Annotated in this window: 20 protein-coding genes; 13 read left to right on the top strand and 7 right to left on the bottom strand. The window is 65.5% G+C overall.

What is annotated here, in order from left to right:
- The first annotated feature begins 105 nt into the window (after positions 1–105).
- From nuoG to nuoN, 8 genes are read left to right on the top strand one after another with little or no spacing between them, the layout of a single operon-like run.
- Entirely contained in the window at positions 106–2,829 is a 2,724-nt protein-coding gene (gene nuoG, locus N7607_RS12335; protein WP_279865453.1) for an NADH-quinone oxidoreductase subunit NuoG, read from the top strand.
- A complete protein-coding gene (nuoH, locus tag N7607_RS12330; protein ID WP_279865454.1) occupies positions 2,826–3,818 on the top strand; it encodes an NADH-quinone oxidoreductase subunit NuoH in 993 nt (330 codons plus the stop codon). The genes nuoG and nuoH overlap by 4 nt, the downstream gene beginning before the upstream one ends.
- A 13-nt stretch (positions 3,819–3,831) precedes the next feature.
- The gene (gene nuoI, locus N7607_RS12325; protein WP_252275110.1) at positions 3,832–4,380 is read left to right on the top strand and encodes an NADH-quinone oxidoreductase subunit NuoI; all 549 of its coding nucleotides are present in this window, start codon (positions 3,832–3,834) and stop codon (positions 4,378–4,380) included.
- 10 nt (positions 4,381–4,390) lie between these two features.
- Positions 4,391–4,900, top strand: a complete 510-nt coding sequence (gene nuoJ / locus N7607_RS12320; RefSeq protein WP_279865455.1) for an NADH-quinone oxidoreductase subunit J — start codon at positions 4,391–4,393, stop codon at positions 4,898–4,900.
- Positions 4,897–5,205 (top strand): NADH-quinone oxidoreductase subunit NuoK, encoded by a 309-nt coding sequence (gene nuoK / locus N7607_RS12315; protein ID WP_043311287.1) that lies wholly within the window; start codon positions 4,897–4,899, stop codon positions 5,203–5,205. The genes nuoJ and nuoK overlap by 4 nt, the downstream gene beginning before the upstream one ends.
- On the top strand, positions 5,202–7,052 hold the full coding sequence (gene nuoL / locus N7607_RS12310) for an NADH-quinone oxidoreductase subunit L (RefSeq protein WP_279865456.1): 1,851 nt from the start codon (positions 5,202–5,204) through the stop codon (positions 7,050–7,052). The genes nuoK and nuoL overlap by 4 nt, the downstream gene beginning before the upstream one ends.
- Before the next feature lie 13 nt (positions 7,053–7,065).
- The gene (gene nuoM, locus N7607_RS12305; protein WP_279865457.1) at positions 7,066–8,595 is read left to right on the top strand and encodes an NADH-quinone oxidoreductase subunit M; all 1,530 of its coding nucleotides are present in this window, start codon (positions 7,066–7,068) and stop codon (positions 8,593–8,595) included.
- A gap of 9 nt (positions 8,596–8,604) precedes the next feature.
- A complete protein-coding gene (gene nuoN / locus N7607_RS12300) occupies positions 8,605–10,083 on the top strand; it encodes an NADH-quinone oxidoreductase subunit NuoN (RefSeq protein WP_279865458.1) in 1,479 nt (492 codons plus the stop codon).
- A 160-nt stretch (positions 10,084–10,243) separates the two neighbouring features.
- Here the strand turns inward: nuoN and N7607_RS12295 are convergent, their stop codons facing one another.
- The 3 genes from N7607_RS12295 to N7607_RS12285 form a co-directional block, all read right to left on the bottom strand.
- On the bottom strand, positions 10,244–11,305 hold the full coding sequence (locus tag N7607_RS12295; RefSeq protein ID WP_279865459.1) for an AI-2E family transporter: 1,062 nt from the start codon (positions 11,303–11,305) through the stop codon (positions 10,244–10,246).
- 123 nt (positions 11,306–11,428) lie between these two features.
- Positions 11,429–13,111 carry a methyl-accepting chemotaxis protein gene (locus N7607_RS12290; protein WP_279865460.1) on the bottom strand — a complete coding sequence of 561 codons (1,683 nt, stop codon included), beginning with the start codon at positions 13,109–13,111 and terminating at the stop codon, positions 11,429–11,431.
- Positions 13,112–13,203: 92 nt separating this feature from the next.
- Positions 13,204–14,523 (bottom strand): Na+/H+ antiporter NhaC family protein, encoded by a 1,320-nt coding sequence (locus tag N7607_RS12285; RefSeq protein ID WP_279865461.1) that lies wholly within the window; start codon positions 14,521–14,523, stop codon positions 13,204–13,206.
- 258 nt (positions 14,524–14,781) lie between these two features.
- Here N7607_RS12285 and N7607_RS12280 point away from each other — a divergent pair, with 258 nt between their 5' ends.
- Positions 14,782–16,923 carry a methyl-accepting chemotaxis protein gene (locus N7607_RS12280; protein WP_279865462.1) on the top strand — a complete coding sequence of 714 codons (2,142 nt, stop codon included), beginning with the start codon at positions 14,782–14,784 and terminating at the stop codon, positions 16,921–16,923.
- A gap of 139 nt (positions 16,924–17,062) precedes the next feature.
- Positions 17,063–17,659, top strand: a complete 597-nt coding sequence (locus N7607_RS12275; RefSeq protein WP_279865463.1) for an NAD(P)H-dependent oxidoreductase — start codon at positions 17,063–17,065, stop codon at positions 17,657–17,659.
- Here the strand turns inward: N7607_RS12275 and N7607_RS12270 are convergent, their stop codons facing one another.
- Genes N7607_RS12270 through N7607_RS12255 form a run of 4 tightly spaced genes read right to left on the bottom strand, consistent with a single transcriptional unit; the run spans position 17,660 to position 20,263 of the window.
- A complete protein-coding gene (locus N7607_RS12270) occupies positions 17,660–18,976 on the bottom strand; it encodes a sensor histidine kinase (protein WP_279865464.1) in 1,317 nt (438 codons plus the stop codon).
- A complete protein-coding gene (locus N7607_RS12265; protein WP_279865465.1) occupies positions 18,973–19,641 on the bottom strand; it encodes a response regulator transcription factor in 669 nt (222 codons plus the stop codon). The genes N7607_RS12270 and N7607_RS12265 overlap by 4 nt, the downstream gene beginning before the upstream one ends.
- Positions 19,641–19,955 (bottom strand): PepSY domain-containing protein, encoded by a 315-nt coding sequence (locus N7607_RS12260; protein WP_279865468.1) that lies wholly within the window; start codon positions 19,953–19,955, stop codon positions 19,641–19,643. Before N7607_RS12260 ends, N7607_RS12265 begins: the two co-directional genes overlap by 1 nt.
- Positions 19,955–20,263, bottom strand: coding sequence for a PepSY domain-containing protein (locus N7607_RS12255; protein WP_279865469.1), 309 nt, complete (start codon positions 20,261–20,263; stop codon positions 19,955–19,957). Before N7607_RS12255 ends, N7607_RS12260 begins: the two co-directional genes overlap by 1 nt.
- Before the next feature lie 182 nt (positions 20,264–20,445).
- Here N7607_RS12255 and N7607_RS12250 point away from each other — a divergent pair, with 182 nt between their 5' ends.
- The 3 genes from N7607_RS12250 to queD all read left to right on the top strand — a co-directional run bounded on the left by N7607_RS12250 (position 20,446) and on the right by queD (position 22,338).
- Positions 20,446–21,525, top strand: coding sequence for a patatin-like phospholipase family protein (locus N7607_RS12250; protein WP_279865470.1), 1,080 nt, complete (start codon positions 20,446–20,448; stop codon positions 21,523–21,525).
- A gap of 24 nt (positions 21,526–21,549) precedes the next feature.
- On the top strand, positions 21,550–21,912 hold the full coding sequence (locus tag N7607_RS12245; RefSeq protein ID WP_279865472.1) for a DUF5329 domain-containing protein: 363 nt from the start codon (positions 21,550–21,552) through the stop codon (positions 21,910–21,912).
- Positions 21,913–21,981: 69 nt separating this feature from the next.
- A complete protein-coding gene (queD, locus tag N7607_RS12240; RefSeq protein WP_279865473.1) occupies positions 21,982–22,338 on the top strand; it encodes a 6-carboxytetrahydropterin synthase QueD in 357 nt (118 codons plus the stop codon).
- Positions 22,339–22,361: the final 23 nt, after the last annotated feature.

Here is a 22,361-nt window from a genome sequence, read left to right as displayed (position 1 = left end):
CCATGCGCCATTGCCCCTCCCCCCCGCCCCTCTCCCAAGGGGAGAGGGGAGAAAAGCTTTCCATTAGCCAAGCCTGCTTCGGCGGGTAAAGAAGAAACCTGAACCATGGCCACTATCCACGTAGACGGCAAAGATTTCGAAGTCGATGGGGCGGACAACCTGCTGCAGGCCTGTCTGTCTCTCGGGCTCGACATCCCCTACTTCTGCTGGCACCCGGCGCTCGGTAGCGTCGGCGCCTGCCGCCAGTGCGCGGTGAAGCAGTACACCGATGAAAACGACAAGCGCGGCCGCATCGTCATGTCCTGCATGACGCCGGCGACCGACAACACCTGGATCAGCATCGACGACGAAGAGTCCAAGGCGTTCCGCGCCAGCGTCGTCGAGTGGCTGATGACCAACCACCCGCACGACTGCCCGGTGTGCGAGGAAGGCGGTCACTGCCACCTGCAGGACATGACGGTGATGACCGGCCACAACCAGCGCCGGTACCGCTTCACCAAGCGCACCCACCAGAACCAGCAGCTCGGCCCGTTCATCTCCCACGAGATGAACCGCTGCATCGCCTGCTACCGCTGCGTGCGCTACTACAAGGACTACGCCGGCGGCACCGACCTGGGCGTGTACGGCGCACACGACAACGTGTACTTCGGCCGTGTCGAAGACGGCGTGCTGGAAAGCGAGTTCTCCGGCAACCTCACCGAGGTCTGCCCAACTGGCGTATTCACCGACAAGACCCACTCCGAGCGCTACAACCGCAAGTGGGACATGCAGTTCGCCCCGAGCATCTGCCATGGCTGCTCCAGCGGCTGCAACATCAGCCCCGGCGAGCGCTACGGCGAGATCCGCCGCATCGAGAACCGCTTCAACGGCTCGGTGAACCACTATTTCCTGTGTGACCGCGGCCGCTTCGGCTACGGCTACACCAACCGCGAAGACCGTCCGCGCCAGCCGCAGCTGGGCAGCCAGAAGCTCGGCATCGACGCCGCGCTGGACAAGGCCGCCGAGCTGCTCAAGGGCAAGCGCGTGATCGGCATCGGTTCGCCGCGCGCCAGCCTCGAAGGCAACTACGCCCTACGCGAACTGGTCGGCGAAGCCAACTTCTACAGCGGCATTGGCGCCGTCGAGCTGGAAAACATCCACCTGATCCGCGATGTGCTGCAGAACGGCCCGCTGCCGATTCCGTCGCTGCGCGAGATCGAAGACCACGACGCCGTATTCGTCCTCGGTGAAGACCTGACCCAGACCGCCGCGCGCGTCGCCCTGGCCCTGCGCCAGTCGGTCAAGGGCAAGGCCACCGAAATCGCCGCCTCGATGAAGATCCAGGACTGGCACATGGCCGCCGTGCAGAACGTGGCCCAGGACGCCCTGCATCCGCTGTTCATCGCCAGCGTCGACGCCACCCGCCTGGACGACGTCGCCGAAGCCTGCGTGCATGCCGCTCCAGCTGACCTCGCGCGTATCGGCTTCGCCGTGGCCCACGCCATCGACCCGAGCGCCCCGGCCGTAAACGGCCTGGACGACGAGGCTGCCGAACTGGTGCAACTGATCGCCGACGCCCTGCTGGCCGGCAAGCGCCCGCTGATCGTCAGTGGCGCCTCGCTGGGCGAGAAGAGCATCATCGAGGCCGCGGCGAACATCGCCCAGGCCCTGAAGAACCGCGAGAAGAACGCCTCCATCAGCCTGGTGGTGCCGGAAGCCAACAGCATGGGCCTGGCGCTGCTTCTGGGTGAAGAGTTCGGCGGGAAATCGGTAGACGCCGCGCTTGAGGCCCTGACCTCTGGCCAGGCCGACGCCGTGGTGGTGCTGGAGAACGACCTGTACCGCCGCGCCGACGCCGCCAAGGTCGATGCTGCCCTCGCCGCCGCCAAGGCTGTGATCGTCGCCGACCACCAGCAGACCGCCACCACCGCCAAGGCCAACCTGGTGCTCTCCGCCGCCAGCTTCGCCGAAGGCGACGGCACCCTGGTCAGCCAGGAAGGCCGCGCCCAGCGCTTCTTCCAGGTGTTCGAGCCGAGCTACTACGACAGCAACATCCTCGTCCGCGAAGGCTGGCGCTGGATGCACGCGCTGCACAGCACCCTGCAGGGCAAGGCCGTGGACTGGACCCAGCTGGACCAGGTCACTGCCGCCGTCGCCGCCAGCAGCTCCGTACTGGCCGCGATCACGGACGCCGCGCCGAGCGCCTCGTTCCGCATCAAGGGTATGAAGCTTGCGCGTGAGCCGCTGCGTTACAGCGGCCGTACCGCCATGCGCGCCAACATCAGCGTGCACGAGCCGCGTCAGCCGCAGGACCAGGACTCCGCCTTCGCCTTCTCCATGGAAGGCTATTCGGGCAGCAAGGAAGACCGTCAGCAGATTCCGTTCGCCTGGTCGCCGGGCTGGAACTCGCCGCAGGCCTGGAACAAGTTCCAGGACGAAGTCGGTGGCCATCTGCGCGCCGGTGATCCGGGCGTGCGCCTGATCGAGTCCCAAGGCAAGACCCTGGCCTGGTTCGCTGTGCCGGGCGCCTTCGCCCCGGCCCAGGGCACCTGGCAGGTCGTGCCGTTCCACCACCTGTTCGGCAGCGAGGAGAACTCCTCCCGCGCCGCTCCCGTGCAGGAGCGCATCCAGCCCGCCTACGTCGCCCTGGCCAAGGCCGAGGCCGATCGTCTGGGCGTCAACGACGGCGCGCTGCTCAGCCTGACCGTCGCCGGCCAGGCCCTGCGCCTGCCGGTGAAAGTCAGCGAAGACCTGGCCCTGGGCCTGGTCGGTCTGCCAGCCGGCTTCGCCGGCATCCCGGCAGCCATCGCCGGTGCCACTGCAACCGGACTGCAGGAGGCCGCGCAATGAACTGGCTGACGCCCGAACTGCTAGACGTCTTCATTGCCGTTCTCAAGGCCATCGTCATCCTGCTGGTGGTGGTGGTCTGCGGCGCGCTGCTCAGCTTCATCGAGCGCCGTCTGCTGGGCTGGTGGCAGGACCGCTACGGTCCGAACCGCGTCGGCCCGTTCGGCATGTTCCAGATCGCGGCGGACATGCTGAAGATGTTCTTCAAGGAAGACTGGACGCCGCCGTTCGCCGACAAGTTCATCTTCATGATCGCGCCGATGATCGCCTTCGCCGCCATGCTGATGGCCTTCGCCATCATCCCGGTCACCCCGACCTGGGGCGTGGCGGACCTGAACATCGGTATCCTGTTCTTCTTCGCCATGGCCGGTCTGTCGGTGTACGCCGTGCTGTTCGCCGGCTGGTCGAGCAACAACAAGTTCGCCCTGCTCGGCAGCCTGCGTGCCTCGGCCCAGACCATCTCCTACGAGGTGTTTCTGGCCCTGGCGCTGATGGGCATCGTCGCCCAGGTCGGCTCGTTCAACATGCGCGACATCGTCGACTACCAGGCCGAAAACCTGTGGTTCATCATTCCGCAGTTCTTCGGCTTCTGTACCTTCTTCATCGCCGGCGTCGCCGTGACTCACCGTCACCCGTTCGACCAGCCGGAAGCGGAGCAGGAGCTGGCCGACGGTTACCACATCGAATATGCCGGCATGAAATGGGGCATGTTCTTCGTCGGCGAGTACATCGGCATCGTGACCATCTCGGCGCTGCTGGTGACCCTGTTCTTCGGCGGCTGGCACGGCCCGTTCGGCATCCTGCCGCAGATCCCGTTCATCTGGTTCGCGGCCAAGACCTGCTTCTTCATCATGATCTTCATCCTGCTGCGCGCGTCGATTCCGCGCCCGCGGTATGACCAGGTCATGGCGTTCAGCTGGAAGTTCTGCCTGCCGCTGACTCTGATCAACCTGCTGGTGACCGGCGCGCTCGTGCTGGCCTCGGCCCAGTAAGGAGAAACACGCAATGCTCAAGTACATATGGGATGTGGTGCACGGCACCTGGACCCAGCTGCGCAGCCTGGTCATGGTCTTCAGCCATGGCTTCCGCAAGCGCGACACCCTGCAATACCCGGAAGAGCCGGTATACCTGCCGCCGCGCTACCGCGGCCGCATCGTGCTGACCCGTGACCCCGATGGCGAGGAACGCTGCGTAGCCTGCAACCTGTGCGCCGTGGCCTGCCCGGTCGGCTGCATCTCGCTGCAGAAGGCCGAGACCGACGACGGTCGCTGGTACCCGGAGTTCTTCCGCATCAACTTCTCCCGCTGCATCTTCTGCGGCCTGTGCGAAGAGGCCTGCCCGACCACCGCGATCCAGCTGACGCCGGACTTCGAGATGGGCGAGTACAAGCGCCAGGACCTGGTCTACGAGAAGGAAGACCTGCTGATCTCCGGCCCCGGCAAGAACCCGGACTACAACTTCTACCGCGTCGCCGGCATGGCCATCGCCGGTAAGCCGAAAGGCGCCGCGCAGAACGAGGCCGAACCGATCAACGTCAAAGGCCTGCTGCCCTAAGGAGAGGATGATGGAGTTTGCTTTCTACCTCGCCGCGGGCGTTGCCGTGGCGTCTACAGTGATGGTCATCACCGGGACCAACCCGGTGCATGCCCTGCTCAACCTGATCGTCTCGCTGCTGGCCGTGGCCTCGACCTTCTTCGCCCTCGGCGCGCCGTTCGCCGGCGCCCTGGAGATCATCGTCTACGCCGGCGCCATCATGGTGCTGTTCGTCTTCGTGGTGATGATGCTCAACCTCGGCCCGGTTGCTGCCGAGCAGGAGAAGCAATGGCTCAAGCCCGGCATCTGGACCGGTCCCGCCATTCTCTCCCTGCTGCTGCTGGGCCAGCTGCTCTACGCCCTGTTCGCCAGCCCGAGCGGCGCTGCCATCGGTCTCGAGACCGTGGACGCCAAGGCCGTCGGCGTCAGCCTGTTCGGCCCCTACCTGCTGGTAGTCGAGCTGGCCTCCATGCTGCTGCTCGCCGCCCTGGTCGCCGCCTACCACCTGGGCCGCCACGAAGCCAAGGAGCCGACCGTATGAATGCCGTTCCTCTGGAGCACGGCCTGGCCCTGGCCGCCGTGCTGTTCAGCCTGGGCCTGATCGGCCTGATGGTGCGCCGTAACATCCTCTTCGTGCTGATGAGCCTGGAAGTGATGATGAACGCCACCGCCCTCGCCTTCGTCGTCGCCGGCAGCCGCTGGGTACAAGCCGACGGCCAGGTGATGTTCATTCTGGTGATTACCCTGGCAGCCGCCGAGGCCAGTATCGGCCTGGCGATCCTGCTGCAGCTGTATCGCCGCTTCAACACCCTCGATGTCGACGCTGCCAGCGAGATGCGCGGATGAACCTTCTATTCCTCACCCTCCTATTCCCGCTGCTCGGCTGGTTCCTGCTGGCCTTCTCCCGCGGACGCATCTCGGAAAACACCGCCGCCGTGATCGGCGTCGGCTCGGTCGGCCTGGCCGCGCTGAGCGCCGCCTGGGTCGTGTTCCAGTTCCTCGGTGCCGAACCGGCCAATGGCGTGTACACCCAGACGCTGTGGCAGTGGATGAACGTCGCCGGCCTCGCGCCGAGCTTCACCCTGCACCTGGACGGCCTGTCGGCCACCATGCTCGGCGTTGTTACCGGCGTCGGCTTCCTGATCCACCTGTTCGCCAGTTGGTACATGCGTGGTGAAGAGGGTTACTCGCGCTTCTTCGCCTACACCAACCTGTTCATCTTCAGCATGTTGCTGCTGGTGCTCGGCGACAACCTGCTGGTGCTGTTCTTCGGCTGGGAAGGCGTGGGCCTGTGCTCGTACCTGCTGATCGGCTTCTACTACAAGCACGTGCCCAACGGTAACGCGGCGCTGAAAGCGTTCATCGTCACCCGTATCGGTGACGTGTTCCTGATGATCAGCCTGTTCCTGCTGTTCCTCAACCTCGGCACCCTGAACATCCAGGAGCTGATGGTGCTAGCGCCGCAGAAGTACGTGGCCGGTGATACCTGGCTGTGGGTCGCCACCCTGATGCTGCTCGGCGGCGCGGTCGGCAAGTCCGCCCAGCTGCCGCTGCAGACCTGGCTGGCCGACGCGATGGCGGGCCCGACCCCGGTCTCCGCGCTGATTCACGCCGCTACCATGGTGACCGCGGGCGTGTACCTGATCGCCCGTACCCACGGTCTGTTCCTGCTGACCCCGGAGATTCTCGAGCTGGTCGGCATCGTCGGCGCCGTGACCCTGGTGCTGGCCGGCTTCGCCGCCCTGGTGCAGACCGACATCAAGCGCATCCTCGCCTACTCGACCATGAGCCAGATCGGCTATATGTTCCTCGCCCTCGGCGTGCAGGCCTGGGACGCGGCGATCTTCCACCTGATGACCCACGCCTTCTTCAAGGCCCTGCTGTTCCTCGCCTCCGGTGCGGTGATCCACGCCTGCCACCACGAGCAGAACATCTTCAAGATGGGCGGCCTGTGGAGGAAGCTGCCGCTGGCCTACGCCAGCTTCATCGTCGGCGGCGCAGCCCTGGCGGCACTGCCGCTGGTCACCGCCGGCTTCTACTCCAAGGATGAGATCCTCTGGGAAGCCTTCGCCAGCGGCCACAGCGAACTGCTGTACGCAGGCCTGGCCGGTGCCTTCCTGACCTCGATCTACACCTTCCGCCTAATCTTCATCGCCTTCCACGGCGAGCAGAAGACCGAGGCCCATGCCGGTCACGGCATCGCCCACAACCTGCCGCTGGCGGCCCTGATCGTGCTGTCGACCTTCGTCGGCGCGCTGATCACCCCGCCGCTGGCCGGTGTGCTGCCGCAGAGCATCGGCCATGCCGGTGGCGAGGCCAAGCACGGCCTGGAGATCGCCTCGGGCGCCATCGCCCTGGCCGGTATCCTCCTGGCTGCCCTGCTGTTCCTCGGCCAGCGTCGCTTCGCCACGGCCGTGGCGCAGAGCGCCCCGGGCCGCTTCCTGTCGGCCTGGTGGTTCGCCGCCTGGGGCTTCGACTGGCTCTACGACAAGCTCTTCGTGCAGCCGTACCTGCTGATCTGCCGTCTGCTCGGGCGTGACCCGATCGACCAGAGCATCGGCCTGGTAACGCGCCTCGCCCGTGGCGGCAACGGTCTGCTGGCCCGCGCCCAGACCGGTCAGGTGCGCTGGTACGCCACTTCGATTGCCGGGGGTGCCGTGCTGGTACTCGCCGTCCTCCTCTTTCTGAGTTAAGGAAAACAGCCTGATGATTCTCCCCTGGCTAATCCTGATTCCCTTCATCGGCGGCCTGCTGTGCTGGCAGACCGAGCGCTTCGGCAACACCCTGCCGCGCTGGATCGCCCTGCTGACCATGGGCCTGCTGTTCGGTCTCGGCCTGTGGCTGTGGGCCACGGCCGACTTCAGCCTGGCTCCGGCGCCCGGTGCCGATCCGGTCTGGTCCGCCGAGTTTAAGGTGCAGTGGATCGAGCGTCTGGGCATCAGCATCCACCTCGGCCTCGACGGCCTGTCGATCCTGATGATCTGCCTCACCGGCCTGCTCGGCGTGTTGTCCGTGCTGTGCTCGTGGAACGAGATCCAGAACCGCGTCGGCTTCTTCCACCTCAACCTGATGTGGATTCTCGGTGGCGTGGTCGGCGTGTTCCTCGCCATCGACCTGTTCCTGTTCTTCTTCTTCTGGGAAATGATGCTGGTGCCGATGTATTTCCTCATCGCGCTCTGGGGTCATAGCGGCAGCAAGGGTCACTCGCGGATCAACGCCGCCACCAAGTTCTTCATCTTCACCCAGGCCAGCGGCCTGATCATGCTGGTGGCGATCCTCGCCCTGGTGCTGATCAACTACAACGCCACCGGCGTGCTGACCTTCAACTACAGCGACCTGCTGAAGACCGACCTGCCGGCCGGTACCGAATACCTGCTGATGCTCGGCTTCTTCGCCGCCTTCGCCGTGAAGTTCCCGGTGGTACCGGTGCACTCCTGGCTGCCGGATGCCCATGCCCAGGCGCCGACCGCAGGCTCCGTCGACCTCGCCGGTATCCTGCTGAAGACCGCCGCCTACGGCCTGATGCGCTTCGCCATCCCGCTGTTCCCCAACGCCTCGGCCGAGTTCGCGCCGATCGCCATGTGGCTCGGCGTGTTCGCCATCGCCTACGGTGCCTTCCTGTCGTTCGCCCAGACCGACATCAAGCGCCTGGTGGCCTACTCCAGCGTCTCGCACATGGGCTTCGTGCTGATTGCCATCTATTCCGGCAGCCAGATCGCCCTGCAGGGCGCCGTGGTGCAGATGATGGCCCACGGCCTGTCCGCCGCCGCCCTGTTCATCCTCTGCGGCCAGCTCTACGAGCGCCTGCACACCCGCGACATGCGCGAGATGGGCGGCATCTGGGCACGCCTGCCGTGGCTGCCTGCGGTGAGCCTGTTCTTCGCCGCCGCCGCGCTCGGCCTGCCGGGTACCGGTAACTTCGTCGGCGAGTTCCTTATCCTGATCGGCAGCTTCCCGGCCGCTCCGTGGGTCGTGGTCCTGGCCGCCTGCGGCCTGGTACTGGGCTCCGTCTACTCGCTGGCGATGATCCACCGCGCCTACTTCGGCCCGGCCAAGTCCGATGCGCCGCTGCAGGCCATGAAGGCTCGCGAGCTGTACATGGTGCTGGGCCTGGCGGTGCTGCTGATCCTGCTCGGCGTCTACCCGCAACCGGTGCTCGACACCTCCGCTGCCAGCATGCACGGCGTGCAGCAGTGGTTCAGCGGTGCACTCACTCAACTCGCCTCGGTCCGGTAATCAAGCGCTATGGAACTGACGACTCAACACTTCATCGCGCTGCTGCCGCTGCTGGTCACCTGCACCACCATCGTCGTGGTGATGCTGGCCATCGCCTGGAAGCGCAACCACGCCATGGCCTTCATCCTCTCGGTGCTGGGCCTCAACCTGGCCCTGCTGTCAGTGATTCCGGCCGTGAGCGTGACGCCGATCCAGGTCACCCCGCTGCTGCTGATCGACAAGTTCGCCTGCTACTACATGGCGCTGGTCCTGGCTGCCACGCTGGCCTGCACCACCCTGGTCCACGCCTACCTGGGCGGCGAATCGGGCAAGCAGGGCTACCCGGGCAACCGTGAAGAGCTGTACCTGCTGATCCTGCTGTCCGCCGCCGGCGGCCTGGTTCTGGTCAGCGCGCAGCACCTGGCCGGCCTGTTCATCGGCCTGGAACTGCTGTCGGTACCGACCTACGGCATGATCGCCTACGCCTTCTTCAACAAGCGTTCGCTGGAAGCCGGCATCAAGTACATGGTGCTTTCCGCTGCAGGCTCTGCGTTCCTGCTGTTCGGCATGGCCCTGCTCTACGCCGAGTCCGGCAGCCTGAGCTTCGCCGGCATCGGCGCCAAGCTGGCCGCCGACGGCCTGCCGAGCCTGATCGCCCAGGTCGGCTTCGGCATGATGCTGATCGGCCTGGCCTTCAAGCTGTCGCTGGTACCCTTCCACCTGTGGACCCCGGACGTCTACGAGGGCGCCCCGGCACCGGTCGCGGCCTTCCTGGCCACCGCCAGCAAGGTGGCGGTATTCGCCGTGCTGCTGCGTCTGTACCAGATCTCGCCGGTGACCAGCGGTGGTTGGCTGAACGAGTTGCTAACCGTGCTGGCCATCGCCTCGATCCTGTTCGGTAACCTGCTGGCCCTGCTGCAGAGCAACCTCAAACGCCTGCTCGGCTACTCGTCCATCGCCCACTTCGGTTACCTGCTGATCGCCCTGATCGCCAGCAAGGGCCTGGCCGAGGAAGCCATCGGCGTGTACCTGGCCACCTACGTGCTGACCAGCCTCGGTGCCTTCGGCGTGATCACCCTGATGTCCACGCCGTACAGCGGCCGCGACGCCGACGCCCTGTACGAGTACCGCGGCCTGTTCTGGCGCCGTCCGTACCTGACCGCCGTGCTGACCGTGATGATGCTGTCCCTGGCCGGCATTCCGCTGACTGCCGGCTTCATCGGCAAGTTCTATGTGGTCGCCACTGGCGTGCAGTCGCAACAGTGGTGGCTGCTGGGCGCGCTGGTGCTGGGCAGCGCCATCGGCGTGTACTACTACCTGCGCGTGATGGTCACCATGTTCCTCGCTGAACCGAACCTCAAGCGCCACGACGCGCCGTTCAACTGGGGCCAGCGCGCCGGCGGCATCATGCTGCTGTTCGTCGCCCTGCTCGCCTTCTTCCTCGGCGTCTACCCGCAGCCGCTGCTGGAACTGGTGCAGCACGCCGGCTTGGTGGCCGTGGCCCACTGAGGCCAGCAGCAATGAAAAACCCGGCACTGGCCGGGTTTTTTCTGCCTGCGATTCAGGGCAAGCATGGAGCCGTTGAGGCCAAAGCCTGAAGCCCGGGGCGGGGTGACCTGCTTCCCGGATAGCATCCGGGCTACCACTGCCGGGCTGTTCTTTCCGAGTTTCAGGGCAACCGTGGCGCCTGGCTGCCGCTGTGGTAGATATCCCAGCTGGCAATGAACAGCGCGGCGATCAGCGGGCCGATGACGAAGCCGTTGAGACCGAACAGGGTCAGCCCACCGAGGGTGGAGATCAGCACCAGATAGTCCGGCATGCGCGTGTCCTTGCCCACCAGGATCGGCCGCAGCAGGTTGTCCACCAGGCCGATCACCAGCACGCCGAACAGGATCAGCACCACGCCCTGCAACAGCTCGCCACGCGCCAGCAGGAACAGCGCCACCGGCCCCCACACCAGCCCGCAGCCCACCGCCGGCAGCAGCGACAGGAAGGCCATCAGCACGCCCCACAGCAGCGGGCTGCTGATGCCCAGTACCCAGAAGATCAGCCCGCCCAGCGCGCCCTGCACCACCGCCACGGCGATATTGCCTTTCACCGTGGCACGCACCACCCGGGTGAACTTGATCTGCAGGCGGCGCTTGAGGCCCTCGGCCAGCGGCACGGCACTGCGCACGGTGCGCACCAGCTCCGGTCCGTCGCGCAGGAAGAAGTACAGCAGATAGAGCATGACGAAGAAGCCGACCACGAATTCGAAGGTGTTCTGGCCGATGGCAAAGGCCTTGGTCGCGAGAAACTGGCTGCCCTCCAGCGCGCCACGCGCGACGCGGTCGCGCAGGCCGTCGAAATTACCCAAGCCGAGGCGGTCGAGCTGACGCTGGACGGCGTGCGGCAGCATGTCCTTGCCCTGGGCGACGAAGGCGCCGACGTCCAACTCGCCCGCCTCGATGCGCTCGTACACCGCCGCCCCCTCGTTCACCAGCATCAGGGTGATGACGATCACCGGCAGGATCGCCACCAGCAGGCACACGCACAGGGTGATCAGCGCCGACAGGTTGCCACGCCCGCCGATGCGCAGGGCCAGGCGGCGCTGCAGCGGGGCGAACAGCACGGCCAGCACCACGGCCCAGAACAGCGCGCCATAAAACGGCAGGAGGACCCAGGCGAAGGCCAGGGTCACCACCACCAGCAGGGTGAGAAAGGCTTTGTGTTCGACGCGGGATGAAGGCATTGGGCGACCGCCTGACAGGGCTGTTCCTGCTTAGTCCCCCAACGTGACGGCAAAGTGCGGCCTTTTTGCCTTGGCGCGGCCATGAAAAAAGGCGCCGCAGCGCCTTCTTTCATACAACCAGACTCAGATGCGGAACTGCCGCACCAGGCTACCCAGGCGCTCGCCCAGGCCGGACAGGCTGCGCGCGGTGGCGGCGCCATGGCGGGTTTCGTCCGCCACGCTGTCCACCGCCACGGCAATCTGGTGCACACTGCGATTGATCTCCTCGGCCACCGCGGTCTGCTCCTCGGCGGCGCTGGCGATCTGCGCGTTCATCGCGTTGATGGTGCCGATCAGCCCGGCGATGGCATCCAGCGAGGAACCGGCCTGGTTGGCCTGCTCGCTGGTGATCTCGCCGGCATCGCTGGAACGGCGCATGGCGGTGACCGAGGCCTGAGTGCCCTGCTGCAGGCGGTCTATCATGCCCTGGATTTCCTGGGTGCTCTGCTGGGTGCGGCTAGCCAGCGCGCGTACCTCATCGGCGACCACGGCGAAGCCACGCCCGGCCTCGCCGGCCCGCGCGGCTTCGATGGCGGCGTTGAGGGCCAACAGGTTGGTCTGCTCGGCGATGGAGCGGATCACGCCGAGCACGCTGACGATGGATTGCACGTCCTGCTGCAGGCTGTCCAGCGACTGGCCGCTCTCGCGGATGTCGCCGACCAGAGCGTGGATGCGGGAGATGCTGCCATCGACCACCTTCTTCGCCGCCTGGCCTTCCTGGTCGGTCTGCTGCGCCGCTTCGGCGGCGCCTTGGGCGCTCTTGGCCACTTCATGGGCGGCAGCGGACATCTCGTTGATCGCCGTGGCAACCTGGTCGGTCTCGTGGCGCTGACGCTCCATGGCCTGCTCGGAGCGCTGCGCCTGGGCCGCCACCTCGCCGACCAGGCCGGTCAGCTGGGTGGTCATCTCGGCGATCTGCCGTACCAGGCCGTGGATCTTCTCGACGAAGCGGTTGAACGAGCCGGCCAGCTGGCCCAGTTCGTCGTCGCTGGCCACCGGCAGACGGCGGGTCAGGTCGCCCTCGCCGGCGGCGATGTCGTCCAGGTTTTCCTTGATCAGCTGCAGCGGGCGCAGGAAGGCATTGCTCAGGGCCAGACCGGCCACGCCGAACACCAGCAGCATGATGGCGGCAATCACCAGGATGCTGGTGAGGATGGTGCTCACGCGTTCGTCGATGGCCGCCTCGACCTCGGCCACCTGTGCCGCGACGCCGTCCAGGTTGACCGCGGTGCCCAGCGCCAGGTCCCACTTCGGCAGGTAGTAGCTGTACGCCAGCTTGGGTACCAGCACACTCTCGTCGGTGGGCAGCGGCGAGCTGTATTCCACATAGTTGGAGCCGTCCTTGGCCACCCGCACCAGTTCGCGGTTGACGTAGACGCCGTTGGGGTCCTTGCGCTCGGACAGGTTCTTGCCCACGTCCACCGGGCTGTCGCCACGGAACAGACGTACCACGCTGGAGTCGTGGCCGAAGAAGTAGCCGTCCTTGCCGTACTTGATCTTCGACAGGATGGCGATGGCCTGCTCGCGACTGGCCATGTCGCCCTGGGTAGCGCCGTCGTACAGGCTCTGTACCGAGCCGAGGGCGATCTGCATGTAGTGCTTCAGCTCCTGGCGGCTCTCCTCCACCAGGCGCTCGCGGGTCTGCGCGACTTCGTGCTCGGCCAGATCGGTAAGGATCTTCGCCGCCGCGCCACTCAGCACCAGGGCGAACAGGATGACCGGCACCAGGGCTAGCAGTAGCACTTTGGTTTTCAGCGTGAGGCGCATGTTCTTTCCTTCCTGTTGGAACCGCATGAAGCAAAACGGGGTTGCCGTGTTATCGGCAACCCCGTTTCAGCCTGAAGTCCTGTCTGCAGCTATTACAGCATCATCGCCGCGATCCAGCCAAACGCCAGCAGCGGCAGGTTGTAGTGCAGGAAGGTCGGCACCACGGTGTCCCAGATATGGTTGTGCTGGCCGTCCACATTGAGGCCCGAGGTGGGTCCGAGGGTCGAGTCGGAGGCCGGCGAACCCGCGTCGCCAAGAGCGCCGGCGGTGCCGATGATGCTGACGATGGCCAGCGGGCTGAAGCCCAGCTGCACGCCCAGCGGCACGAAGATGGCGGCGATGATCGGCACTGTCGAGAACGACGAGCCAATGCCCATGGTCACCAGCAAGCCGACCAGCAGCATCAGCAGCGCGCCCATGGCCTTGCTATTGCCGATCCACGAGGCGGATGCATCCACCAGGCTTTTGACCTGGCCGGTGGCGCTCATCACCTCGGCGAAGCCCTGGGCGGCAATCATGATGAAGCCGATCATGGCCATCATCTTCATGCCTTCGGTGAACAGGTCGTCGGCCTCGCGCCAGCGCACCACGCCGGACACCGAGAAGATCACGAAGCCGAGCAGCGCGCCGATGATCATCGAGTCCAGCCACAGCTGCATGCCGAAGGCCACCGCCACTGCAACGCCAGCCACCAGCAGGCTCTTGCGGTTGTAAGCGATGCTGACCTGCTCGGCGTCGACGATTTTCTCCAGCTCGTAGCTACGACGCTTGCGATAGCTGAAGAACACCGCAATCAGCAGGCCCGCCAGCATGCCGACGGCGGGGATCAACATGGCCTCGGTGACGTTGACGCCCTGGACGTCGACCCCACCCTTGACCACATTGGCCAGCAGGATGTCATTGAGGAAGATGTTGCCGAAGCCGACCGGCAGGAACATGTAGGGGGTGATCAGGCCGAAGGTGAGCACGCAGGCGATGAGGCGGCGATCGATCTGCAGCTTGGTCAGCACATAGAGCAGTGGCGGCACCAACAGCGGAATGAAGGCGATATGGATCGGCAGGATGTTCTGCGAAGACACCGCCACCACCAACAGCAGGCCGATCATCAGCCACTTCAGGGCACTACCGCCCCGCTCCTCCTGGCGCCCGACCAGGGCCAGGGCCCTGTCGGCCAACGCATGGGCCAGACCGGACTTGGCAATGGCCACGGCGAAAGCCCCGAGCAATGCATAGGAGAGCGCCACCGTGGCGCCGGCTCCCAGGCCCTTGTTGAAGGCGGCCAGCGAACCCTCAATGCCGAGGCCACCCAGCAATCCACCCGCCAGGGCACCGACGATGAGTGCGACCACCACGTGCACCCGGCACAGACTGAGGATCAGCATGATGCCGACCGCGGCAACGACTGCGTTCATGAGTAGCTCCCACTACGATAAAGAGGCTGCCCGCGCGCCGCGCGCCCGGGAAAGGGCGCGAACTCTGCCCGATCGGTCAGGCCCTGTCAAAACGCAGGCGATGCGCGGAAAGCGGGCGGCTGAGCACAATTCTTGCTTGCAATTCAGGCGCTTCATCGAAAAAGCTCAAGTGGCTCATTAAATCGGCTGGCACGGTCAAGTTATTGACGAAAACACCGATAAATGACCAGCAAGTCTGACTTTTGAAAGGACCCCGTCATGCTGTCGCGTCTGTCCATCCAGTGGAAAATCACCCTACTCGCCGGCCTCTGCCTGCTGGCCATCGTGACCATGCTGGTGGGGGCCTCGCTGTACCAGTCCACCCACAGCGCCGCGCTGGTCAAGGCCTCGAGCAGCGAGATGCTGGAAGAGTCCGCCCGTCTGCGCATGGCCGCCCGCGGCGAGCTGCAGGCCATCCGTATCCAGCGCTACTTCATGGATGCCTACCAGTACGGCAAGGGTTTCTCCCGCCAGGTGCTGTTCCTCAAGGAGCAGGCCGAGAAGCGTTTCCTGGATGCCTTCGACCTGCGCGAGGACATGACCCGCCAGGCCCGCTCGGCACTGGAGGCCAACCCCAACCTGCTCGGCTTGTACCTGGTGTTCGAGCCCAACGGCCTGGACGGCAAGGACGAACTGTTCGCCGGCGTCGCCGAGGTCGGCGGCAACGACAAGGGCCGCTTCTCCCTCTACTGGTCGCAGAGCACGCCGGGTACTCTGGAGTCCGAGGCCATGGGCGAGGCCCAGCTGGGCGACACCACCACCGGCCCCAGCGGCGCGCCCTACAACGCCTGGTACACCTGCCCGCGCGACAACCGCCGCGCCTGTGTACTCGATCCCTACTTCGACGATGTCAACGGCAAGCAGGTGCTGATGACCAGCATCGCCTTCCCGCTGGAGCAGAACGGCAAGGTGATCGGAGTGATGGGCGTCGACATCAGCCTGGAAAATCTGCAGCAGATCAGCCAAAAGGCCAGCAGCGAGCTATACGACGGCCAGGCCCACGTCAGCATCATCAGCCCCGCCGGCCTGCTTGCCGGACACAGCCGCGATCCTGGCCAGCTCGGCAAGTCGCTGACCAGCGCCTTCCCCAACCAGGGCGGCCAGATCGCCCAGCTGCTCAGCGGCGGCCAGGCCCAGTTCCTCGAACTGGAAGGCAACCTGCGGGTGTTCGAGCCGCTGCTGCCGATCCCCGAGGCCAAGTCCTGGGGCGTGCTGCTGGAGGTGCCCAAGGCCACCCTGCTCGGCCCGGCGCTGGCGCTGGAAAAGCAGCTGGACGAGCGCCGTACCAGCGACACCACCTTCTCGGTGGTGCTGGCGCTGATCGCCATTCTCCTCGGCCTCGCCCTAATGTGGCTGACCGCGCTCGGCGTCACCCGCCCCATCCTCGGCGTGGCCAGCATGCTGAAGAACATCGCCAGCGGCGAAGGCGACCTGACCAAGCGCCTGGACTACGCCAGGCAGGACGAGTTGGGCGAGCTGGCCGGCTGGTTCAACCGCTTCCTCGACAAGCTGCAGCCGATCATCGCCGACGTGAAGCGCTCGGTGCAGGACGCCCGCAGCACCGCCGACCAGTCCGCCGCCATCGCCAGCCAGACCAGCGCCGGCATGCAGCAGCAGTTCCGTGAAGTGGACCAGGTGGCCACCGCCTCCCAGGAAATGAGCGCCACCGCCCACGACGTCGCCAACAACGCCTCCCAGGCCGCCGATGCCGCCCGTGGCGCGGATGCCGCCGCCCGCGAGGGCCTGGCGGTGATCGACCGCACCACCCTGTCCATCGAGCAATTGGCCAACGAGCTGAACGCGGCCATGCAGGAGGTGGAAAGCCTGGCCAGCAGCAGCGAGCAGATCGGCTCGGTGCTGGAGGTGATCCGCGCCATCGCCGAGCAGACCAACCTCCTCGCCCTCAACGCCGCCATCGAAGCCGCCCGCGCCGGCGAAGCCGGTCGCGGCTTTGCTGTGGTCGCCGACGAGGTACGCAACCTGGCCAAGCGCACCCAGGACTCGGTGGAAGAAATCCGCCAGGTGATCGAGAACCTGCAGAACGGCACCCGCGACGTGGTCGGCTCCATGCACAGCAGCCACAAGCAGGCCCAGGGCAGCGTCGAGCTGGTCGAGCAGGCCGTTACCTCGCTGCGCCGCATCGGCGATGCGGTCACCGTGATCAACGACATGAACCTGCAGATCGCTTCCGCCGCCGAGGAGCAGAGCGCAGTGGCCGAGGAGGTGAATCGTAACGTGGCGACCATCCGCGACGTTACCGAGGCCCTGTCCGGCCAGGCCGACGAGTCGGCACGGGTCAGCCAGACCCTCAACAGCCTGGCCAACCACCAGCAGGGCCTGATGGATCAATTCCGCGTCTGAGCCAGGTCCGCATGACAACGCCCGGCCTCGCCGGGCGTTTTTCTTGGCGCCATCCGCCAACCATCCTGACGCTCGCTCACTTGCCCCGTCGCAGAGCCGCCGGTAGCCTGCGCGCCATCATTCACAAGAGGTCCCGAAGATGCTCAATATCGCCCTGGTCGCCGGCTCCAGCCGCAGCGGCAGCCAATCCGCCAAGGTCGCCCGCTACCTGCGCCAACGCCTGATCGACCTGGGCCTGACCAGCGCCGCGCAGAGCAGCCTGATCGATCTGGGCGAGCGCGCCCTGCCCCTGTGGCCGGCCGACGACAAGGGGCCCTGGGCCGAGTATCAGCAGCAGTTGGCCGCCGCCGACGCACTGGTGGTGATCGCCCCTGAATGGAACGGCATGGCCTGCCCGGCAGTGAAGAATTTCTTCCTCTATGCGAGCAAGGCCGAGCTGGCGCATAAGCCGGCGCTGCTGGTGGGGGTTTCCTCGGGGATTGGCGGCGCCTACCCGATCAGCGAACTACGCGCCTCGGGCTACAAGAACTGCCGCATCGGTTACCTGCCGGAGCACCTGATCGTGCGGCATGTGGAAGCAGTGCTCAACGAGGGCGAGGCCAATGGCGAGGACGACCTGCGCATCCGCAAGCGCGCCGACTACGCCCTGGACATCCTCGGCAAGTACGCCGAGGCGCTCAAGCCGGTGCGCGCGAGCATCGACCTAAGCAACCCATCCTTCGCCAACGGCATGTGATCAGCGCCGCTTCGGCAGCAATATCTCCACCCTCAGCCCGCCCAGCGGGCTGTCTGCCAGGCGCAGGGTGCCGCCCCAGGCATCGACGATGTCGCGCACTATGCCCAACCCCAGACCGTGACCGGCTACCTGCTCGTCCAGGCGAGCACCACGGCCCATGACCTCATCGCGCCGCTCCTCGGCGATGCCGGGACCATCGTCGTCGATGCACAGGCGATAGCCATCCGCCTCTTCCACCAGGCTCAGGCGCACCTGCGCGTCTGCCCATTTGCAGGCGTTGTCCAGCAGGTTGCCGAGCAGTTCCAGCAGGTCTTCGCGGTCCCAGGGCAGACACAGACCGGGCTCGGCCTGCCACCCCAGTTCGAGGCCGTGGCTGTGGATCATGCCCAGGGTGGAAAACAGTCCCGGCAGCTCCGCGGCGCAATCGAAGTGCGCGCCAGGCAAAGCCTCGCCCGCCAGACGGGCGCGGCCCAACTCGCGCTCCAGGCGCTGTTGGATCTGCGCGAGCTGCTCACGCAGGGTGGCCTGCAACTCAGGCTGGGCACGCAGGTCTTCGCGTTCGCTGAGGCTGACCAGTACGGCCAATGGCGTCTTGAGGGCATGACCTAGGTTACCCAGCGCGTTGCGCGAGCGCCTGAGCGTGTCCTCAGTGTGGGTCAGCAGGTGATTGACCTGCCCTACCAGCGGCTCCAGCTCCTGCGGCACACGGGCATCCAGCTCGCTGCGCTGGCCCCGCTGCAATTGGGCGATCTGTCCACGCACACGCTCCAGCGGACGCAACGCCGCACGCACCGTATAGCGCTGGGCCAGCAAAATCAGCAGCAGCGCCGCCCCGCCCAGACCCAGGCCGAACCACTGCAGGCGGCGGAAGCTCTGCAGGATCGGCGTGTAGTCCTGCGCCACGCTGATGGAGAAGGCCTTGCCGAAACGCTGGTAGTCCGCACGAAACACCAGCAGGCGCTGGCCACGCGGGCCATCGCCCAGGCCGCCTTGCAAACCCTCTGCCGGTGGCGGCTGCAGTTCGCGATCCCACAGCGAGCGCGAGCGCCAGGTCTCGTCGGCGAAATCGATACGGAAATAGTGGCCGGAGAACGGCCGCTGAAACGCCGGATCGAGGCGCCGTTCATCCAACTGAATGCCGTTCTGGCCACGCACCAGGGCGATCAGCAGGCCCTGCGCCTCGTCTTTCAGGTCTTCCTGCAGGTAACGGCGCAGGCTGTGGTCGAACAGCCACAGGCTGCTCTGCGCCAGAATCAGCCCTACCGCCACCAGCACACCGGCCAAGCTCAGGCTGAGGCGACGCTGGATCGACCTCAAGCGCTGACCCCGGCGTAGCGGTAACCCTGGCCGCGGCGGGTTTCTATCACCTTGCGGCCGAGCTTGCCGCGCAGGCGGTTGACGTGAACCTCCAGCACATTGGAATCACGTTCGCTCTCGCCGTCATACAGGTGATCGGCCAGCTGGCTCTTCGACAGGATCTGACCCGGATGCAGCATGAAGTAGCGCAGCAGACGGAATTCAGCGGAGGTCAGCTCGATCTCTTTGCCGTCACGGCTCACGCACTGCCGACTCTCATCCAGCTGCAGGCCCGCGGCCTCCAGTTGCGGCTGGTTGGCCAGGCCATGGGCGCGACGCAGCAGCGCCTGGATGCGCAGGGCCAGCTCTTCCGGATGGAAGGGTTTGGTCAGGTAGTCGTCGGCGCCGGCCTTGAGGCCGTCGATGCGCTCGGCCCAGGAGCCGCGCGCGGTGAGGATCAGCACTGGCGTGGCCAAGCTACCGGCGCGCCACTCGCGCAGCACCTCGAGCCCCGGCTTGCCGGGCAGGCCAAGGTCGAGAATGATCAGGTCGTAAGGTTCGCTGGCGCCCTGGTAAACCGCATCGCGGCCGTCCGCCAACCAGTCCACTGCATAGCCCTGGCGACTCAGGCCGGCGACCAGCTCGTCGGCCAGGGGCACATGATCTTCAACCAGCAACAGACGCATCAGTCCTCCACTTCGTCCTTGAGGATGCGGCCGTCACGGGCATCCAGCTCCAGTTCGCGGACGGTGCCGTCAGCGGTCAGCAACTCGACCTCGTAAACCAGCACATCGTCTTCCTCTTCCAGTTCCGCCTCCAGCAGCACGGCCCCGGGGTAACGCCCCAGGGCCGGCTCCATCAGCATTTCCAGCGGCTGAATAACGCCTTCGCGGCGCAGCTTCAGGGCCTCGTCCTGGTCCAGGTCGCGAGCCTGCGCATCGAGCGCAAGCACCGCCAGGATCAGGACGACTATGCCGCTATAGCGTGCAACGAATTTCATCAGTCATCCCGGTGCTCTTTTAGGATCTGGCCGTTGGTGGCGTCCAGCTCCACATCCCATTGCACGCCCTGGGCGTCGCGCACTTCGACCTGATAGACGTAACGGCCCTGCTCCTGCTCAAGTTCGGTGTCCTCGACCTTGCCACCCGGGTACTTGGCTAAAGCTGCGGCGTTAAGCTTCTCGAAGCTCTGGATGGTACCGGCATCGCGCAGTTTCAGCGCCTCGTCTGGACCCAGGTCACGGGCCTGGGCGATGCCGGCGGTGGCGGCCAGGGCGGTTATGGCAAAGAGGCTGGTCAGCTTGTTCATGGTGTTCTCCTCGGGGGTGTCTGTTTGTCTACGGTGCCCAAGATACTCAAGCCGACTTAATTGAAGCTGAATTGTCCCGATGTCGGCTGTGGCTCACAACTGCCACGTCATTCACGTCCTGAAGCCGCTTGGCCTGCCAGGCGAGGCCACTATAATCGCTGGCTTGCAGTGTGGAGCCGAGCATGACCGCTATTCAGATCAAATCCCCCGCCCTCAGCCTGCGCGCCGGCAAGCGCGCGCTTGCGCGTATCCGCGAGGAGGGTTTGCAGCCGGCCGACGTCGGTATCCTGCCGGGCGCTGCGGGCGGCCCGAAAGGCCTGGGCATTCAAGGCCTGGACCTGGCCCTGTTCGGCGACTGGCTGCCACGCGCGCCACGCGAACGAACCCTGATCGGTGCATCGATCGGCTCCTGGCGCTTCGCCAGCGCCTGCCTGCCCGATGCCTGCGCCGGTATCAAGCGCCTCGGCGAGCTATATACCAGCCAGCGCTTCGCCAAGGGCGTGAGCATGGCCGAGGTCTCCCGTAGCTGTGTGCAGCTGCTCGACGATCTGTTTGAAGGGCAGGATGCCGCGGTGCTGAACAATCAGCTGTATCGCCTGAACATCGTGGTGGTACGCAGCCACGGCCTGCTGCAACACGATCATCGCGGCAAGCTGGGACTGGGGCTATCGTCGGTGATCGGCAACAACCTGCTGAGCCGCAGCCGCCTGGGTCGACACTTCGAGCGGGTGATCCTGCACGATGCGCGCCTGGCACCGCCGCTCGCCACGTTGAACGACTTCCGCTCGCACTTCCACACGCTGGCCGAAGGCAACCTGCGTCACGCCCTGCTCGCCTCCGGCTCGATTCCCATGGTGATGGAGGCGATCCGCGAGATTCCCGGGCTGGAGCCGGGCGCTTATCGTGACGGCGGCCTGCTCGACTATCACCTCGACCTGCCCTATCAGAGCGAAGGCGTGGTGCTCTATCCGCACTTCACCGACCGGGTCGTCCCCGGCTGGTTCGACAAGGGCCTGCCCTGGCGACGCGGCAACAGTGATCGCTTGCAGGATGTACTGCTGCTGGCACCATCCCGCGAGTACCTCGCAGGTCTTCCCCACGGCAAGCTGCCAGACCGCAGCGACTTCAAGCGCTATCTGGGCGACGACATCGGCCGCGAGCGCTATTGGCGCAAGGCCATGGCGGAAAGCCAGCGCATGGGTGACGAATTCCTCGAGCTGGCTGACAGCGGACGCCTTGGCGAACGCCTGCAACCTCTCTGACTCACACACTGCAAGGAAGCAATAATGTCCCTCACCAGAACGCTCGCTCTTTCCACGCTGCTCGTCTGCGGCAGTAGTCAGGCCGCCCTCGATGAAGAAGGGAAAAAAGAAGTTGATGCCCTGCTCGCTTTCGTCGAAAGCAGCGGTTGCCTGTTTATTCGCAACGGTAGCGAACACCAACCTGCGGATGCGCGTAAGCACCTGCAAAAGAAGCTCGACTATCTGGAGGATAAGGACAAGATCGACTCGTCCGAGGACTTCATCGCCATCGCGGCGACCGAAAGCAGCATGAGCGGCGAGCCTTACCAGGTAAATTGCCAAGGCCAGCTGCAGCCTTCTGCCGATTGGCTCAACGCCGAGCTCACTCGCCTGCGACAGGCGCAGTAAAGGTTCTAGCTGGTAAACTGCGAGGCGAGCTTCACGCCGCTTCGCGGCCTATCCAGCAGAGCGTTTACCTTGGAACTGTTCAAAGAATTCACCTTCGAATCCGCCCATCTCCTGCCGCATGTGCCAGTTGGCCACAAATGCGGCCGCCTGCATGGGCACTCCTTCCGCGCCGCTATCTACATCGAAGGAGAGGTCGATCCCCACACTGGCTGGATCCGCGACTTCGCCGAGATCAAGGCGATATTCAAGCCGATCTACGAGCGCCTCGACCACAACTACCTGAACGACATCCCCGGCCTGGAAAACCCCACCAGCGAGAACCTGGCCAAATGGATCTGGCTGGAGCTCAAGCCGCTGCTACCGGAACTGTCGCGCATTCGTGTGCATGAAACCTGCACGAGTGGATGCGAGTACCGGGGCGACTGATCGCCCAACTCCCCCAGAAACGT

It is taken from the genome of Pseudomonas sp. GD04019 (genome assembly GCF_029837695.1).
In the GTDB taxonomy this organism is placed as follows: Bacteria; Pseudomonadota; Gammaproteobacteria; order Pseudomonadales; family Pseudomonadaceae; genus Aquipseudomonas.
The sequence above is the reverse complement of the archived record's forward strand: the minus strand, read 5'-3'. Positions and strand labels throughout refer to the sequence as shown.

Excerpts from the sequence above, each read along its gene's own strand:
- nuoL (WP_279865456.1), top strand. The coding sequence starts at position 5,202 with ATGAACCTTCTATTCCTCACCCTCCTATTCCCGCTGCTCGGCTGGTTC.
- nuoK (WP_043311287.1), top strand. The coding sequence starts at position 4,897 with ATGAATGCCGTTCCTCTGGAGCACGGCCTGGCCCTGGCCGCCGTGCTG.
- N7607_RS12260 (WP_279865468.1), bottom strand. The coding sequence starts at position 19,955 with ATGAAATTCGTTGCACGCTATAGCGGCATAGTCGTCCTGATCCTGGCG.
- N7607_RS12285 (WP_279865461.1), bottom strand. The coding sequence starts at position 14,523 with ATGAACGCAGTCGTTGCCGCGGTCGGCATCATGCTGATCCTCAGTCTG.
- N7607_RS12245 (WP_279865472.1), top strand. The coding sequence starts at position 21,550 with ATGTCCCTCACCAGAACGCTCGCTCTTTCCACGCTGCTCGTCTGCGGC.
- N7607_RS12275 (WP_279865463.1), top strand. The coding sequence starts at position 17,063 with ATGCTCAATATCGCCCTGGTCGCCGGCTCCAGCCGCAGCGGCAGCCAA.
- N7607_RS12295 (WP_279865459.1), bottom strand. The coding sequence starts at position 11,305 with ATGCCTTCATCCCGCGTCGAACACAAAGCCTTTCTCACCCTGCTGGTG.
- nuoJ (WP_279865455.1), top strand. The coding sequence starts at position 4,391 with ATGGAGTTTGCTTTCTACCTCGCCGCGGGCGTTGCCGTGGCGTCTACA.
- N7607_RS12250 (WP_279865470.1), top strand. The coding sequence starts at position 20,446 with ATGACCGCTATTCAGATCAAATCCCCCGCCCTCAGCCTGCGCGCCGGC.
- nuoH (WP_279865454.1), top strand. The coding sequence starts at position 2,826 with ATGAACTGGCTGACGCCCGAACTGCTAGACGTCTTCATTGCCGTTCTC.
- N7607_RS12265 (WP_279865465.1), bottom strand. The coding sequence starts at position 19,641 with ATGCGTCTGTTGCTGGTTGAAGATCATGTGCCCCTGGCCGACGAGCTG.
- nuoM (WP_279865457.1), top strand. The coding sequence starts at position 7,066 with ATGATTCTCCCCTGGCTAATCCTGATTCCCTTCATCGGCGGCCTGCTG.
- nuoI (WP_252275110.1), top strand. The coding sequence starts at position 3,832 with ATGCTCAAGTACATATGGGATGTGGTGCACGGCACCTGGACCCAGCTG.
- N7607_RS12255 (WP_279865469.1), bottom strand. The coding sequence starts at position 20,263 with ATGAACAAGCTGACCAGCCTCTTTGCCATAACCGCCCTGGCCGCCACC.
- N7607_RS12290 (WP_279865460.1), bottom strand. The coding sequence starts at position 13,111 with ATGCGCCTCACGCTGAAAACCAAAGTGCTACTGCTAGCCCTGGTGCCG.
- nuoG (WP_279865453.1), top strand. The coding sequence starts at position 106 with ATGGCCACTATCCACGTAGACGGCAAAGATTTCGAAGTCGATGGGGCG.
- nuoN (WP_279865458.1), top strand. The coding sequence starts at position 8,605 with ATGGAACTGACGACTCAACACTTCATCGCGCTGCTGCCGCTGCTGGTC.
- N7607_RS12280 (WP_279865462.1), top strand. The coding sequence starts at position 14,782 with ATGCTGTCGCGTCTGTCCATCCAGTGGAAAATCACCCTACTCGCCGGC.